Origin of the sequence: Streptomyces luomodiensis, assembly GCF_031679605.1 — a bacterium.
In the GTDB taxonomy this organism is placed as follows: Bacteria; Actinomycetota; Actinomycetes; order Streptomycetales; family Streptomycetaceae; genus Streptomyces; species Streptomyces luomodiensis.
In genome coordinates this window covers 9,117,097-9,132,792 of sequence record NZ_CP117522.1, presented here as the reverse complement: position 1 = coordinate 9,132,792, position 15,696 = coordinate 9,117,097, and the positions used below count along the sequence as shown (strand labels likewise).

Sequence of the window (15,696 nt, the reverse complement as noted above, 5' to 3'; positions counted from 1 at the left end):
GGATCAGCCCTCCGACGACAGCAGGGGGAAGGCGCCGGCGCCCGCCGCGATGAGCAGGGCGGCGACGGCGAACGCGCCGCCCATCAGGGCCATGTCCGCGCCGCGCAGCCGCAGTGTGCGCACGAAGGTGCGCCGGCCCGGCAGGCCGTAACCGCGCAGCTCCATGGAGAGGGCGATCTCACCGCTGCGCTTCAGGGAGCCGACCAGCATCGGGAAGAGCATCCGCACGATCGCCCGGCAGCGCCGTACCGGGCTGCGTGACACGGCTTCCCCCGATCCGCGCACCGCCATGGCCGTGAGCAGGGTCCGGGCCTCGTCCTGGAGCAGCGGCAGGAAGCGGAAGGCGAAGCTGGTGAGATAGGCGAACTTGTAGGGGACGCCGACCTTGTGCAGGGCCAGGGAGATGTCCGCGGGGCTGGTGGAGACGGAGAAGCCGTAGAAGCAGATGCCCATGGCCAGCAGCCGCAGACCAATCCCCAGCGCGAGCAGGACGCCCGGCTCGGACAGGGTGAGGCCGGCCACGGTCAGCAGCGCGGGCCCCGCCTGGAGCAGGCCCTGGAGCAGCACCAGTACGGCGATGAGCGGGACGACCACCGCCACGCCGCGCCCGTAGGCGCGTACCGACATCCCGCCGAGCAGATACAGCCCGGCCACCACCGCCAGCAGCAGCACCGTGAGCACATCCAGCCGGGTGGTGGTCAGGGCGGTGACCAGCACGGCCAGCACCGTGACGATCTTCGCGCGGGGATCCGCTCGGTGCAGAAACGTATCTCCGGGACGGTAGAGCATGGTGCCGCTCATCGGCCGGCTCCCCGGTACGGGGTGGACTCAGACGACCATGGCATTGAGGTCCTCCTTCCGCTCGGTCGTGATCAGGCCGGTCTTGAGCAGGCGGCGCATGATGACGAAGGTGATGAGACTGCCCGCCAGATAACACGGCTGGATGACCAGGACCTGGAAGCCGATGAAGTCCCAGGGCATATGCATGATGATCCGGTTGCCGATGCCGAAGAACACGGCGTCCAGCAGGCCGCCGATCTGGCCGATCACCAGCACGTGCCACAGCCGCAGACCGCGCGAGCCGGACTTCACCAGCCACACCAGCAGGGCGACCGGCACCGTGTGTGCGGCGTTGGTGACGAACAGGAACGGCGCCATCGGCTGGGAGGCGGTCAGGTTGGAGATGATGGGGTTGATCCAGGCCGTGATCAGAGCGCCGGTCAGACCGTAGAAGGCCGCGGCCGGCACCCAGATGGCACACACCACGATGGCCGAGACGACGGCGATGGTGCCGCCGGTGAGCGCCAGGTCGATCCGCTCGGTGATCTGCAGGATCACGGCCATGATCAGGCCCAGGAAGACGCAGGTGATGATGGGGCGGGTGTCACGGGGGAAGAGCCGGAACTGCCAGTTGGGCAAGGCTGCCCATCTTCCTTCACGCATAGTGTTCTCCACAGGTGGGACGGGCCCCTCGGGCCCGGGGGACGCTGCTGAGGATGTCGCTGGTGGATCGGGCGGTGCGGACGGTAGGGAAACGGACCGGCCGCGAACGGGCTGGCCGCGAGAGGACCGGCCGTGTGAGTGGTGGCGCCGGGGCGGAGCGCACCGGGCACGCGCGGGGCACGTGTCCGGGGGCGAGCCGGGCACACGTGAGGTGGGGCGGGCACGCACCGGGGGTGGTGGGCACACGCGGGGGTGGCGACCACGCGCCGGGGGCGGGCGATGTCCGCCCGGAGAGCCGGGAGCGTCCGGCCGCGGAAGAGCGCATCCGGCCGCGGATGGGCTCAGAGGTTCCGGATGAGCTCAGACGAGGGCGTCCGCGGACACGGCCGCGTCGCGCAGGCCGGGCAGATGGGCCTCGGCGGGCTGCACCCGGCGCCAGTGCCGGGCGATGTCGACGCGCCGCGTGACCCAGACGTCGTCGGCCGCGGCCACCTCGTCGAGAAAGCGCGCCAGGTCCGCGGCCCTGCCGGGACGGCCGACGATCCGGGTGTGCAGCCCGACGCTCATCATCTTCGGGCAGTGGTCCGCCTCGGCCCGCAGCAGGTCCAGGGCGCGCAGCAGATACCGGGAGAAGCTCTCGGACTGGAATCCGTAGGTGTTCAGGTACCGGCCGTCGTTGTTGTCGAGGGTGTACGGGACGACCAGCTGCGCCCGGTCTCCCACCGGTACCCAGTAGGGCAGGTCGTCGGCGAAGGAGTCGGAGTCGTAGAGGAAGCCGCCCTCGTCCGCGACGAGCCGACGGGTGTGCGGGCTCATCCGGCCCGTGTACCAGCCCCGGGGACGCTCGCCCGTGACCCGCGTGTGCAGTTCGACGGCGCGGCGCACATGGCGCTCTTCCTCCTCCCGTGGCATTTCCGCGTAGTTGATCCAGCGCAGTCCATGGCAGGCGATCTCCCACCGCGCTTCCCGCATGGCCGCCACGGCTTCGGGGTTCTTCTCCAGTGCCTCGGCGATGCCGAAGACGGTGACCGGCAGCCCGCGTTCGGTGAACATCCGGTGCAGGCGCCAGAAGCCGGCGCGACTGCCGTACTCGTACTGTGACTCGACGTTGAGGTTGCGGAGGTTGGGCAGTTCACGGGTCGGCTCTTCGGTCAGGAAGGCTTCGGAGCACCGGTCTCCGTGCAGGATGGAACGCTCGCCTCCCTCCTCGTAGTTGATGACGAACTGCAGGGCCACCCGTGCCCCGTCCGGCCACTGCGGACTGGGCGGAAGGGGGCCGTATCCCTTGAGGTCGCGTGGGTACATGGGAGTTCTCTCCTGGTCGTGCTCGATGGTGCGCGGTGCGCGGTGTCCGGCGCCGCGGTGTCCGGTGCGCGGTCCGGGGCCGGACGAAGGGACGGCGCGCCGGGGGCACCGCGGCGTACGCCGCTAGGCGGGCCGCAGCGACTCCTGGGTGTCCATCCAGCTCAGCAGGCGCTGGAAAAGGGGGTCGTTGTCCGCGGGAAGATACCTTTCGACCTCCTCGGACATGCGGAGCAGATGGTCGTTCATGGTCCGCTCGGCGGTTGCCGCGTCGCCCGCCGCGATGGCGTCGAGGATGCGTTCGTGCTCGCCGACGGACTTGGTCTCGGTGTGGTGGTTGCCCATGATGATGTCGAGCAGGGTCTCCACCCGGTTGTAGCGCGGGCCGAGGACCACATCGGCCATGGCCCGGAGCGGCCGGTTGCGGGAGAGCCGGATGATGCGGCGGTGGAAGTCGAGTCCGGGCGTCTGCGGCACTTCGCCCTTGCTGATGCAGAGGGCGTGCCGGCGGGTGAGGTCCCTGAGGTCCGTCAGGTCCTTCTCGCCGGCGTGTTCGGCGGCCTCGCGCACGATCTCGCGTTCCACGGTGCGCCGCGCGTGCAGCAGATCCAGCAAGTCCTTCGCGGCCCGTACGTCGACGGCCTGCTGGAGCCTGGCGCTTGTGGCGGCGACTCCGTGCAGTTCCGCGACCCGGCGGCGGCCTTCCTCGGTGATGACCCTGCCCTTGGCCCCGGCCGTGGCCACCAGGCCCTCGCCGTGGAGGTCGCGCAGCAAGCGGCTGGCGGACGACTCGCTGATGGAGATGCCCGCCGAGGCCAGGGCGGCTTTCGCCTGACGCGCGCCGAGCGGCTGCCCGGCTTCGGCCAGCGCCTCCAACAGGACAAACGAGGCGTCCTCGCGGCGGTGCGGCACGGGTCCTCCTTCGTGTTCTCAAGGCGACGTCAGGTCCGACGGCCGACAGAACCGGTTGGGTCCATCAAAAGTGACAGACCCCTGAAGACTTTGTCCAGAGGTGTGCGCGCACTCGCCGTCATCGGTTACGGGGATTTCACCAGGCGGGCCTCATCGGCAACAAGCTGGTGATTTGGGTGGTGCCGCCGCCTGGGTGGGCCCGCTGTACGGGTCACCGGCGAATGGGCTCCGATGCCGAAGCGGTCGCAGGGTCGGTCAGACCTGACGTACCTTTGGCGCGCGGGACTGACGAGACCGGTCGTCATCGTGTGGGTAGGTCGGCAAGGAACAACTGGCGGCCGAGGCGCTGCGGATGTCCGGCAGCCGGCTGGGCGAGGCACTGCGGGAGGTCATCGCCGGGGCTCCGGACCCGGCGAGCCCCGTCAGGGCGGTGGTGGAGCTCTTGATCGGTGTGTTGACCGACTCCGGCTTCCAGCGGGGCTGCCCGCCGGCGGCCGTCACGCTGGACGCCGCAACGGACAGCGCACAGATCCGGCAGGCATGCGCCGAGGGCTACGACTCCTGGTGCGAGCTGATCGCCGGATTCCTCACCGGGCGGGTGCCGGCCGCGGAGCGGGCGGACGCCCTGGCGACCGTGGAGTTTCCCCAATGGGCGTCCATCATCTGAACGGCGGCACCCTCCGCCGCTCGTCGGTCGGCTCGTCGACGGCGCGCCAGGGCTGTTCCGCCGGCCCGGTGCAGGTCGACGGGCGGTAGCCGCCCGTTGCGCGGAACAGGGCGGACCCCCGGCGAGACCCGGTCCAATCAGACCGTGGCGGGCTCCAGGCGGACGATGACGCTCTTGGAGGTGGGGGTGTTGCTGATGTCGGCGACGCTGTCCAGCGGCACGAGGACGTTGGTCTCGGGGTAGTAGGCGGCCGCCGAGCCGCGGCTGGTGGGGTAGGCGACGACGCGGAAGTCCGGGGCCCTGCGCTCGACTCCGTCGGACCACACGCCGACCAGGTCCACCCTGCTCGCGTCCGCGATGCCGAGGTCGGCGAGGTCGGCGGGGTTGACAAGGACGACGCGGCGGCCGCCCTTGATGCCGCGGTAGCGGTCGTCCATGGCGTAGGGGATGGTGTTCCACTGGTCGTGCGAGCGCAGGGTCTGCAGGACCAGGTGTCCCTTCGGGGCCTGAAGCACAGTGACGTCGTTGGTGGTGAACACGGCCTTTCCGCTGGGTGTGCGGAAGACCCGGCTGTTGACCGGGTTGGGCAGCCGGAATCCGCCGGGACGCCGCACCCGGGCGTTGAAGTCCTCGAAGCCCGGGACGACCCGGGAGATGCGGTCGCGGATGGTGTCGTAGTCGCTCTCGAAGGTTTCCCAGGGGATGTCCGGTTGTGCGCCGAGGACCTTGCGGGCCAGCCTGCTGATGATGGACACCTCGCTCAGCAGGTGTTCGGAGGCGGGCGCCAGACGGCCGCGGGTGGCGTGGATCTCGCTCATGGAGTCCTCGACCGTCATGAACTGTTCTCCGCCCGCCTGGACGTCGCGGTCGCTGCGGCCGAGGGTGGGCAGGATCAGGGCGGTCCGGCCGCACACCGCGTGGGAGCGGTTGAGCTTGGTCGAGATGTGCACGGTCAGCCGGCAGTTGCGCATGGCCCGTTCGGTGGCGTCGCTGTCGGGAGTGGCCCGCACGAAGTTGCCGGCCACACCGACGAAGACCTTGGCCCGGCCGTCCCGCATGGCGCGGATGGCGTCCACCGAGTCCACGCCGTGTGCCGAGGGCGGCTTGAAACCGAACTCGGCCTCCAGCGCGTCGAGGAACGGCTGGGGCATGCGCTCCCAGATGCCCATGGTGCGGTCGCCCTGGACGTTGCTGTGGCCGCGGACCGGGCAGACCCCGGCTCCCGGGCGCCCGATGTTGCCGCGCAGCAGCAGGAAGTTCACCACTTCCCTGATCGTGGGCACTCCGTGCTTGTGCTGGGTCAGACCCATGGCCCAGCAGACGATGACGCTGCGGCTCCTCAGCACACGGGCGTGCACCTGCTCGATCTCTTCCCGGCTCAGGCCTGTGGCCCGCTCCACCTGCGGCCAGGTGATCCGCCGCGCGTGGTCGGCGAAGGCGGCGAAGCCGGTGGTGTGCGCCGCGATGAACTCACCGTCCAGGACGGTTCCGGGCGCCTCGTCCTCGGCCTCCAGAAGCAGCCGGTTCAGCATCTGGAACAGCGCCAGGTCGCCGCCGGGCCGGATCTGAAGGAACTGATCGGCGATGTCCGTCCCCCGGCCGATGACCCCGCGCACCTTCTGCGGGTGCTTGAACCGCAGCAGTCCGGCCTCCGGCAGCGGATTGACGGCGATGACCTGGCCGCCGCGGCGCTTCGTCTCCTCCAGGGCCGACAGCATCCGCGGGTGGTTGGTGCCGGGGTTCTGGCCGACCACGAAGACCAGATCGGCGTCGTAGATGTCGTCCAGGCTCACGCTGCCCTTGCCGATGCCCAGGGTTTCGTTCAGCGCCGAGCCACTGGACTCGTGGCACATGTTGGAGCAGTCCGGGAGGTTGTTCGTGCCGAACGCGCGCGCCAGCAGCTGCAGCAGGAAAGCCGGCTCGTTGGCCAGCCGGCCGGAGGTGTAGAACAGCGCCTCATCCGGATGGTCCAGTCCGCGCAGTTCGGTGGCGAGCAGGTCCAGCGCCTCGTCCCAGCCGATCGGTTCGTAGTGCCGCGCTCCCTCGCGCAGCACCATCGGCTCGGTCAGCCGGCCCTGCTGGTTCAGCCAGTAGTCCGACCTCCCGTTCAGCTCATCGACCGGGTGGCGCTCGAAGAACTCCCTGGTCACCCTGCGGGAGGTGGCCTCGTCGCTGATGTGCTTGGCGCCGTTCTCGCAGTATTCGTTGCGGTGCCGGTGCCCCGGCGCGGGCTCGGGCCAGGCGCAGCCGGGACAGTCGAAGCCACGCGCCTGGTTGATGTTCAGCAGCGTGAGGGCGGTGCGCTTCGGCGAGGTCTGGCCCAAGGCGTAGGTGAGCGCGTGCGCGACGGCGGGAGCGCCGGTGGCCCAGGTCTTGGGCGCCGATACCGTCACGTCCTCGGCCGGTTCTTCGATGTCCCGCATCGCCCGTCGGTCCTTTCTCCGAATTCCCTGCGCAAGCAGGCTCCTCTCCGAAGGAAGGCCAGGTCAAAGCGGCATCTTTGATCGCGTGATAGGCGAGGCCGATCACGCCCCGTCGCGGCCGGGTCCGCCGGGCCGCTCCGCCGGGGCCGCGAGATCATGGGAGAGTGCTGCTTCGCCAACTCGAATACCTGGTCGCCCTCGCCCGTGCCCGCCACTTCGCCAGGGCGGCCCAGGCGTGTTTCGTCTCCCAGCCCGCGCTGTCGGAGGGGATCCGGAAGCTCGAGGACGAACTCGGGGTGCCCCTGGTCCGTCGGGAGCGCAAGTTCGAGGGGCTCACCCCGGAGGGCGAGCGCGTCGTCGTATGGGCGCAGCGGATCCTGGCCGACCGGGACGCGATGCGTGACGACATCCAGGCGCTGCGGTCGGGTGTGACGGGCCGGCTGCGCATCGGAACGGTCCCCACCGCCTCGACGGCCGTGTCGGTGCTGACGCAGCCGTTCTGCGTGGCCAATCCGCTGGCGACCGTGCTGGTGTATACGGATCTGCGGGCCGAGGACATCCTCCGCCGGTTGCAGACCTATGAGCTGGACGCGGCCCTCACCTACCGCCCGCCGTCGGCGGACGCGGACTTCAAGTTCGTGCCGCTGTACCGGGAGCGCTATGTGTTCCTGACCACCGGGCCCGTCGATGCGCACCCGGCCGGGATCGAGTGGGAGGAAGCGGCCGGGTACCCGCTGTGTCTGCTGCACCCCATGATGCAGGGCCGTCAGGTCCTCGACGCGGTCTTTGCCGAACTGGGCACCAAGGTGGCTCCGCGCGTGGAGACCGACTCCATCGCCTCCCTCTTCGCACACGTCCGGACGGGCCAGTGGGCGAGCATCGTGTCGCACGCCTGGCTGCACGTCTTCGGCATCCCCGCCGGTATGCGGGTCATCCCGCTGGCGGGCCCCTCGCGTACGGCCGCCGTCGGTCTGCTGCTGCCTCCCCGGGAGCCCGTCTCCGTCCTGGGACAGGCTCTTCTGGACGTCGTCGGCCGGGTGTCCGTCGCGGATGTCCTGGAGTCCCTGCCGGAGAGTTCCTGAGGTCAAGAGTTGGCGTGCGCGGAGGCTCGCACCGCGCGCATGCGTCCAACTCTGAAGTGGATCGAGCGATGGTTCGGTGCTGTCGCGGCGGAGCGAAGGGCTTGTGTTCACGTTGTGAACGCAGCATGACTCTTGACCGGCAAGGGCACGGTCCAAGACAGTCGTTCTGTGTGAGCGCTCTCAAGACCCCGCGGCGCTCGCTCTGTTCCACTGTGCCGAGTTTCCGTGGCCCGCGCTTCTCACCCCACGCCAGGCGCGGGTCACGGGTCTCGCACACCCGTGACCGACGTTCCTACGGAATGGAAGCAACCCCCCACATGTACCGCATCACTTCCTCACGTTCGGCGGCGGAGGGCAAACCCCGCCGCCGACGACGCGTTGTGGCCTTCGTGGCCGCCCTGTCGCTGCCGCTGACCGGGCTGCTGGCTCTCACCGCGTCCTCCAGCGCGGCCGCGGACGAGTCCGCCGCGGCCGAGTGGACCACCGTCTTCCACGACGACTTCGACGGTGCGGCGGGCACCGGTCTGAACAAGGACGACTGGCTGTACGACATCGGCACCGGCTATCCGGGCGGGGCCGCGAACTGGGGCACCGGCGAGGTCGAGACGGTCACCGACTCGACCGACAACGTCTACCAGGACGGTGAGGGTCACATGGTGATCAAGCCGATCCGCGACGCCTCCGGGAAGTGGACCTCCGGCCGCGTGGAGACCCAGCGCACCGACTTCGAGGCGCCGGCCGGCGGGCAGCTGGAGATCAGCGCTTCCCTCAAGCAGCCCAACCCGGAGAAGCCGCTGGGCGTCTGGCCCGCCTTCTGGGCCATGGGCGCCGACGCCCGCCCCACCGGAGCCACCAACTGGCCGGGCATCGGCGAGCTGGACATCATGGAGGACGTCAACGGGCTGAGCAAGCACTCGCACACCTTCCACTGCGACGAGTGGGCCGGCGAGTGCAACGACCCGGACGGGATCAGCAGTGACCTGCTGCCGTGCGACACCTGCCAGACCGAGTACCACACGTACTCGGTGATCGTGGATCGCACCGACACCTCCGCCGAGCAACTGCGCTTCTACCGCGACGGCAAGGAGACCTTCACGGTGCATCAGAACCAGGTGTCCGCCGACACCTGGACGAAGGCGGTGGACCACGGGTTCTTCGCCATCTTCAATGTCGCCATCGGCGGCTCCTACCCGAACAAGGTCTGCGGCTGCACCTCGCCCGCGGAGGACACCACCTCCGGTGCGGGGATGAGCGTGGACTGGTTCTCGGTCAAGGTGAGCCAGTAGCGGCGACGCGTCATGCCCCCATGGCGCCGGTCTCCACGATCCGGCCGGGATCGTGGAGACCGGCGTGTGCGGCCCGGGGCCGCCGAGGCGGGGACGCCCGGCGTCAGCCCTCGTAGCTCCGGATGGCGGCGACCTTCTCCGCCGACGGGGAGGTCTCGTCGAAGGTGTGCGCGAGCCAGTCGTCGACGAGCGCACGGGCGAGTTCCAGGCCGATGACACGCTGGCCGAAGCAGAGCACCTGGGCGTTGTTGCTGAGGACCGAGCGGCGCACCGAATAGCTGTCGTGGGCGGTGACCGCGCGGATGCCGGGGACCTTGTTGGCGCTGATGGCCACCCCCAGGCCGGTGCCGCACACCAGGAGGGCGCGGTCGGCGGCGCCTTCGGCGACGCGGCGGGCCGCTTCCACGGCCACATGCGGATAGGCGGTGTGCTCGTCGCTGCCCACCCCGACGTCGATGACCTCGGCGACCCTCGGGTCGGCCGCCAGATCCCGCTTGAGGACTTCCTTGTAGTCGTAGCCGGCGTCGTCGCAGCCGACGACGATCCGGAAGGCGTGCGTGGTGGTCATACCAGGTCGTTTCCTATCGTCGCGCCGAGGGTGGCCACCGCGGTCAGTACCGCGGCGAGTGAGGTGGCTCCGGGGTCGGGGGTGCCCACGCTGCGGTCGGCGAGCGGGCGGGCGCGGCCGAGGCGAGGGCGCAGGCCGGCGGTGTTCTCGGCGGCGGCGCGGGCTTCGGCGGCCGCGGAGGCGTACGCCTTCGCCACCGGGACCCCGGTCCGCAGCCGTTCGGCGAACGCCGTGGCGAACGGAGCGAGCGCGTCGACCAGGGTCTTGTCGCCCACTTCGGCTCCGCCGAGCGAGGTGACGGCGGTGAGCGCCTCCTCGGCGGCGGACGCCAACTCCGTGCGTTCCGGCGCCCGGTCGGCGGGCAGGACGGCGCCGACGGCGCGCAGCGCGGCCCCCCACAGCGCGCCCGAGGTGCCCCCGGCCTCCGCGGCCCAGGCGTCGCCGGCTGCGGCCAGCACCGCCGCCGGGGCGAGCCGGTCGGCGTGCGCCTTCTCGGCGGCCGCCAGGGCCGCGTCGACGCCCTTGCACATGCCACGGCCGTGATCGCCGTCGCCCGCCACCGCGTCCAGCCGGCCCAGGGCCTCCGCGTCCCGGTGCAGCACGTCGCGTGCGGCGCGCAGTGCGCTCACGGCCAGCTCCGCCACCTCGACCGCCGCGCCCGTCGCCGTGGCGGCGGACCGGTCCGGGCGGCGCCGGGCCGCGGCGGGCCGTGCGGCGGCGGTGTCCACCGGGGGTTCCGACAGTGGCGTCCGGGAGAAGGCCGGGGTGTCGGCCGGTGCCAGCCACAGGCGTTCCAGCTCGTCGTCCAGCCAGCTCAGGGTCAGGGAGCAGCCGGCCATGTCGAGGCTGGTGACGAGTTCGCCGACCTCGGGGCGTACGGGGGTGAGCCCCGCCTCGTCCAGCAGCCGGGCCACGGCGCCCCACAGCACGTACAGCTCCTCGTACTTGGTGGCGCCCAGGCCGTTGAGGACGACGGCGACCCGCCCGTCGCCGTCCGTGCCGTCGGGCCGGTCCGCCAGCAGCCCCGTCACCAGGGCGCGGGCCAGGTCCTCCGCGGTGCCCAGGGTGTCCTCGCTGACCCCCGGTTCGCCGTGGATGCCCAGGCCCAGGCCCAGGCGGCCCTCGGGGACGGTGAACAGGGGCGCGTCGGCGCCCGGCAGGGTGCAGCCGTCGAAGGCCACGCCGAGGGTGCGGGTACGGGCGTTGGTGTGCTCGGCTACGCGGACGACCTCGTCCAGGCAGGCGCCTTCCTCGGCCGCCGCCGAGGCGGTCTTGAAGACGACGAAGCCGCCCGCGATGCCCCGGCGCCGCGCGGTCTGGTCGGCGGGGGCGGAGGCGATGTCGTCGGTGACGGCGAAGCAGCGGGCGGGAATCCCGTCGCCCTCCAACTGCCGTGCCGCGAGGCCGAAGTTGATCACGTCCCCGGCGTAGTTGCCGAAGAGGAAGAGGACACCGCCGCCCGCCTCCGCCGCCTCGGCCACCGAGCGGGCATGGGCGGCCGACGGGGAGGTGAAGACGTTGCCGATGACCGAGCCGTCGGCGAAGCCGGGGCCGACGACACCGCAGAAGGCGGGATAGTGGCCGGAGCCGCCGCCGGTGAGGACGGCCACCTTCCCGGCGCGGGTGGGGCGGGCGCGCACCACTCCGCCGGGCACGGCCCGTACGTGCTCGGGATGGGCGGCGGCGAATCCCGCGATCATGTCGTCGGTGAAGCGGGCGGGGTCGTTGAAGAGCCTGGTCATCGGGTGCTCCAGCCTTCGCGTGCGGTGTCGAGGGCCCGGCGGTAGGCGGCGTAGCCCTCGGCGTAGTGGTCGATCAGAGCGCGCTCGGCGGTGACGGTGCGGAGGCGGGCGCGCCAGGCGTCGGCGTCGACCGGCGTGCCCAGGGAGCTCCAGGCGACGTGGGCGGCGCCGCGGATGCCCACGGCGTCGTCGCAGACCTCCAGGCTGCCCCCGAGGACACCGGCGAAGATGCGCGCCCACTCCCCGGAGCGCGCGCCGCCGCCGCACGCGGTGACGGTGCCGGAGAAGCCGAGGGTGTCCATGCAGTGCCGGGCCGAGTAGGCGACGGCCTCGCACAGGGCCCGTACCAGGTCGGCGCGGCCGGCCAGCGGGGACAGGCCGTCGAACCGGCCACGGGCCCGCGGGTCGACGAACGGGGCCCGTTCGCCGCTGGTGGACAGGAACGGCAGCGCGGTGACGCCCGAGGCGCCGGGCGGGGACTGGACGAGCAGCGCGTCCAGCGCCTCGATCTTCACGTCGAGGAGTTTCAGCAGCCAGTCCAGGCCCGCGGTGCCGATCATGGCGGGCATGACCCGCAGGTACCGGTTCTCGTACGGGGTCGCCAGCACCATCCCGGCCGGGTCGTCGGTGGCGGCCGGACGCGGCTCGCTGTCCAGGACCTGGGCGGCGAGGGTGGTGCCGATGATGAGGTTGCCCTCGCCCGGTTCGGCGATCCCCGAGCCGAAGGCGCAGGCCGGTATGTCGAACGGGCCGGCGGAGACCGGCAGTCCCGCGGGCAGGCCCACCCGCCGGGCGGCGTCGGGCAGCAGCCGGTGCAGGGTGCCGGGCGGCGCGGGGTCCGGCAGCAGCCGGCGGTGGGCGGACAGTCCGCACAGCTCGAGCGCGGTCTCGTCGTAGGTGCGGGTGGCGACGTCGAGGAACGGCTGCGAGGCGTCGGAGGCGTCGACGGTCACGGCGCCGGTCAGCCGCTGCACGACGGCGTCCACGCAGTATCCGGCGACGTGGGCCGCCGCCAGCCGCTCCGGCTCGTGTTCGGCCAGATGGGCCAGCAGGGGGGCCGCCGAGCCGGGGAACAGGCCGACGCCGGTGCGCCGGTGCAGGGCGCGCAGGGTGCCGTCGGCGGTCCACCGGTCGAGCCGGTCCGCGGCCCGGCCGTCCATCCAGGACAGGGCGCGGCCGACGGGGGCGCCGCCCGCGTCGCGCAGCCACAGGCCGTCGCCCTGCCCGGTCAGGGCCAGCGCCTCGACCGGTTCGTCGCCCAGCTGCGCGGTGTCGGACAGGGCCGCCCGTACGACGGTCTCCACGGTGCCCACGACCTCGTCCAGGTCCTGTTCGACGCGGTGTCCGGGCAGGGTGTAGACGGTGCTGCGGGCCTCGTGCACGGGGGTGGTCCGGCCGTCGCGGGAGATCAGCTGCGCCTTGGTGACCGAGGTACCGATGTCGACCCCGACGATCATGGCCGGCCCCCGGTCAGCACCTCCGGATTGGCCACGTGCCGCAGCGGTTCGCCGCGCAGGAAGCGGGCGGCCTCGGCAGCGGTGATCAGGGCGGCCCGGTCGGCGGTCTGCCGGGTGGCGCCGGCCAGATGGGGCGTGGTGATCACGTTGGGGGCCTTGTGCAGCGGCCAGTCGGCCGGGGGCGGCTCGATGTCGTAGACGTCGAGGGCGAGCGCGCCCAGCCGGCCGGACTCCAGCAGACCGGGCAGCGGGGCGTAGTCGAGCAGTTCCCCGCGGGCCGAGTTGACCAGGACGGCGCCCTCGGGCAGCAGCGCGAGGTTGTCGGCGTTGATCAGATGCCGTGTCTCGGGGGTGACCCGGGCGTGCAGGCTCACCACCGAGCTGCGGCGCAGCAGGTCCTCCAGGGCGGTGAGCTCGACACCGTCGGCCTGGGCCCGTGCCGGGTCGGCGTACGGATCGGCCACCAGGACGTGTGAGCCGAAGGCGCGCAGCACCCGGGCGACGATCGCGCCAATGGCTCCGTAGCCGACGAGGCCGACGGTGGCGCCGTCGAGTTCCAGCCCAGCGTTCTCGTAGGCGTAGTAGTCGCCGCGCCAGATGCCGTCCTTGAGGGCAGCGTCGGAGAAGGTGATGCGGCGCATGGCGGCGAGGATCAGGCCGATGGCGAATTCGGCCGCGGCGGCGGCGTTGCGGCCCGGCGTGAAGGTGACGGGTATCCCGGCGGCGGTGGCGGCGGCCAGGTCCACGTTGACCGGGCCGCCGCGGGCCACGCCGATGAACTTCAGCTGGGGCGACTCCCGGATGACCCGGGAGGTGAACGGGGCCATCTGGGTGAGCGCGACACTCGCGTCCCCGAGCGCCTCCAGCAGCTGCTCCTCGGTGCCGCTGGCCTCCTTGACGCCGCCGTTGCCCTGCGCGTCGGCCCCCACCGGCCCGAAGGGCTCGTTCGGCCAGCGGGTGCGCATCGTGCGGAAGCTCAGCCCGGCGGAGGGCAGGCTCTCGCTCAGGGCGGCGGAGAACAGTTCAGGGGCGATGAAGTCGTCGCCGGATACCAGGACCGTTGTCATGTCGGTCACTCCCCTCGGGTCTGGAGCCTGCTGAGCAGGAAGTCGCGTACGGCATGATGGTCCGGAGAGCGGAAGGATGCGGCCGCGAGGGCGTCCTCGGCGGGTGGGTACTGCGGATTGGGGATGGCCACGACGGTCATTCCGGCGGCCGCGGCGGCGCGCAGTCCGTTGCTGGAGTCCTCCACCGCCAGGCAGCGCTCCGGGGCCACGCCGAGCGCGCGTGCGGCGGCCAGATAGACGTCCGGGCTCGGCTTTCCGCGCTCCACTTCGGCGCTGGAGACCGTCGCCTTGAAGTGGTGGTCGACACCATGATGGACGAGGACGGCGTCGATGACCCGGCGCGGTGCGGAGGAGGCGAGCGCGACGGGTGCGAGTTCGGCGGCGGCGGTGATCATCTCGCGGGCGCCGGGCAGCAGGCCGATGCGGCCGTCCGCCAGCGCCTGGACCATACCGTCGACGACGACCCGTTCGGTGTCCTCGGCCGGGTCACCCGCCCCGCAGAACCGGGTGAGGTAGGCGGCCCACTCGGGGGCGCTCATGCCCTGGACGTCGCGGGTCTGGTCGGGGCCCCATGCGCGGCCGCGTGCCGCGGCGTACGCGGCCCACAGCTCCTCCCACAGGTGCTCGCTCTCCACCAGTACGCCGTCCATGTCGAAGACCACTGCGTCGGCCATGCGTACCCCTGATCTCCTCGCTGATGAACTCTGGCTGGCCGGAGCACCGGGCGGTGTCCGTGACAGTGAAATTAACAGTCACTGCGTGAGTTGTCACTGGTTCTCTGTGAGAAATTGACACGGCAGGATGGAGACATGACTACTCTCCCGTCCTCGCGCGGCGCGCGGCAGCAGCGGCACCAACTGATCGTCGACCACGTTCTGGCCCGGGGGGACGCCACCGTGGCCGAACTGGCCGAGCTGACCGGCGTCAGCGTGATGACCGTCCACCGGGACATCGCCGAGCTGGCGGACCGCGGCATCCTGCGCAAGTACCACGGTGGCGTCTCCGCGCAGCCCTCGATGGTCTTCGAGTCCAGCTCGGACTTCCGGCTGCACGCGCACGCCGACGAGAAGCGGGCGCTGGCCCGCGCCGCCCTGCCGTTCCTCGCGCCGGGGATGTCGGTGATGCTGGACGACTCGACCTCGGCACTGGCCCTGGCCCGGCTGTTGCCCGACGTGGGGCCGCTGACCGTGGTGACCAACTACCGCCTGATCGCGGAGGAGCTCAGAGGGGTCGAGGGCATCCGGCTGATCTGCGTGGGCGGCGAGTACTCGCGCACCCACGACTCGTGGATCGGCCTGCCGGCGATGGACATGATCAGCGGCATCTCGGTCGATATGAGCGTGCTGTCCACCTCCGCGATGACCGCGGGCATGACCTTCCACCAGGAACAGGAGATCGTCAGCATCAAGCGGGCGACCCGGCAGGCGGGCGCGAAGAGCGTGCTGCTCATGGACCACAGCAAGGTGGGCCGTCGCGCCCTGCACCGGCTGGAGAGCGTGGACTCCTTCGACCACGTCCTGCTGACCGGCCCGGTGGACGAGGAGCTGGTACGGGAGATGCGCGAGCTGACCGATGTCCGGGTCATCGAGACCGAGCAGGCCGACGGGGCGGAGTAGGTCATCGGGACGGAGCGGTCCGCAGACACCGGGCGGCCCGGAGCAGTTAGCACCGGATCTCGTTATTTTTACCAAGCCCCTTGATATTTCTCTCGGCTCGCTTGAGTATCTGCGGTCGTACTACGTCATCA

The 15,696-nt window shown here is 71.3% G+C and carries 14 protein-coding genes; 4 read left to right on the top strand and 10 right to left on the bottom strand.

All coding sequences use genetic code 11. The annotated features are described in order from the left end of the window. Positions 1-3: 3 nt before the first annotated feature. From PS467_RS38475 to PS467_RS38460, 4 genes are all read right to left on the bottom strand, one after another. Positions 4-801, bottom strand: coding sequence for an energy-coupling factor transporter transmembrane component T family protein (locus PS467_RS38475; protein ID WP_311039154.1), 798 nt, complete (start codon positions 799-801; stop codon positions 4-6). A 27-nt stretch (positions 802-828) separates the two neighbouring features. Beyond that, positions 829-1,419 carry a hypothetical protein gene (locus PS467_RS38470; protein WP_311039153.1) on the bottom strand — a complete coding sequence of 197 codons (591 nt, stop codon included), beginning with the start codon at positions 1,417-1,419 and terminating at the stop codon, positions 829-831. 384 nt (positions 1,420-1,803) lie between these two features. Further along, positions 1,804-2,748 (bottom strand): allantoinase PuuE, encoded by a 945-nt coding sequence (puuE, locus tag PS467_RS38465; protein WP_268976298.1) that lies wholly within the window; start codon positions 2,746-2,748, stop codon positions 1,804-1,806. Between the two features lie 123 nt (positions 2,749-2,871). Then, positions 2,872-3,657 (bottom strand): FCD domain-containing protein, encoded by a 786-nt coding sequence (locus tag PS467_RS38460; RefSeq protein ID WP_311039152.1) that lies wholly within the window; start codon positions 3,655-3,657, stop codon positions 2,872-2,874. Between the two features lie 352 nt (positions 3,658-4,009). Here PS467_RS38460 and PS467_RS38455 point away from each other — a divergent pair, with 352 nt between their 5' ends. Continuing rightward, positions 4,010-4,324 carry an LmrA/YxaF family transcription factor gene (locus tag PS467_RS38455; RefSeq protein ID WP_311039151.1) on the top strand — a complete coding sequence of 105 codons (315 nt, stop codon included), beginning with the start codon at positions 4,010-4,012 and terminating at the stop codon, positions 4,322-4,324. Positions 4,325-4,461: 137 nt separating this feature from the next. Here the strand turns inward: PS467_RS38455 and PS467_RS38450 are convergent, their stop codons facing one another. Beyond that, complete coding sequence (locus tag PS467_RS38450) at positions 4,462-6,747, bottom strand: FdhF/YdeP family oxidoreductase (protein WP_311039150.1); 2,286 nt, start codon at positions 6,745-6,747, stop codon at positions 4,462-4,464. A 164-nt stretch (positions 6,748-6,911) separates the two neighbouring features. Here PS467_RS38450 and PS467_RS38445 point away from each other — a divergent pair, with 164 nt between their 5' ends. Both PS467_RS38445 and PS467_RS38440 read left to right on the top strand, forming a co-directional pair. Next, positions 6,912-7,829: a LysR family transcriptional regulator gene (locus PS467_RS38445; protein ID WP_311039149.1), complete on the top strand. Its 918-nt coding sequence runs from the start codon at positions 6,912-6,914 to the stop codon at positions 7,827-7,829. A gap of 317 nt (positions 7,830-8,146) precedes the next feature. Next, positions 8,147-9,115 (top strand): glycoside hydrolase family 16 protein, encoded by a 969-nt coding sequence (locus PS467_RS38440; protein ID WP_311039148.1) that lies wholly within the window; start codon positions 8,147-8,149, stop codon positions 9,113-9,115. A gap of 103 nt (positions 9,116-9,218) precedes the next feature. Here PS467_RS38440 and PS467_RS38435 read toward each other — a convergent pair whose 3' ends face one another. The 5 genes from PS467_RS38435 to PS467_RS38415 are packed head-to-tail and all read right to left on the bottom strand — an operon-like array spanning position 9,219 to position 14,623. Next, positions 9,219-9,683, bottom strand: a complete 465-nt coding sequence (locus tag PS467_RS38435; protein ID WP_311039147.1) for a ribose-5-phosphate isomerase — start codon at positions 9,681-9,683, stop codon at positions 9,219-9,221. After that, positions 9,680-11,425: a dihydroxyacetone kinase family protein gene (locus tag PS467_RS38430; protein WP_311039146.1), complete on the bottom strand. Its 1,746-nt coding sequence runs from the start codon at positions 11,423-11,425 to the stop codon at positions 9,680-9,682. The genes PS467_RS38435 and PS467_RS38430 overlap by 4 nt, the downstream gene beginning before the upstream one ends. Further along, positions 11,422-12,882 carry an FGGY family carbohydrate kinase gene (locus PS467_RS38425; protein WP_311039145.1) on the bottom strand — a complete coding sequence of 487 codons (1,461 nt, stop codon included), beginning with the start codon at positions 12,880-12,882 and terminating at the stop codon, positions 11,422-11,424. Before PS467_RS38425 ends, PS467_RS38430 begins: the two co-directional genes overlap by 4 nt. Continuing rightward, on the bottom strand, positions 12,879-13,949 hold the full coding sequence (locus PS467_RS38420) for a 2-hydroxyacid dehydrogenase (protein ID WP_311039144.1): 1,071 nt from the start codon (positions 13,947-13,949) through the stop codon (positions 12,879-12,881). The genes PS467_RS38425 and PS467_RS38420 overlap by 4 nt, the downstream gene beginning before the upstream one ends. A 5-nt stretch (positions 13,950-13,954) precedes the next feature. After that, positions 13,955-14,623, bottom strand: coding sequence for an HAD family hydrolase (locus PS467_RS38415; RefSeq protein WP_268976288.1), 669 nt, complete (start codon positions 14,621-14,623; stop codon positions 13,955-13,957). Between the two features lie 135 nt (positions 14,624-14,758). Between PS467_RS38415 and PS467_RS38410 the strand changes: the two genes are divergently transcribed. Beyond that, the gene (locus PS467_RS38410) at positions 14,759-15,565 is read left to right on the top strand and encodes a DeoR/GlpR family DNA-binding transcription regulator (RefSeq protein ID WP_311039143.1); all 807 of its coding nucleotides are present in this window, start codon (positions 14,759-14,761) and stop codon (positions 15,563-15,565) included. Positions 15,566-15,696 lie beyond the last annotated feature (131 nt).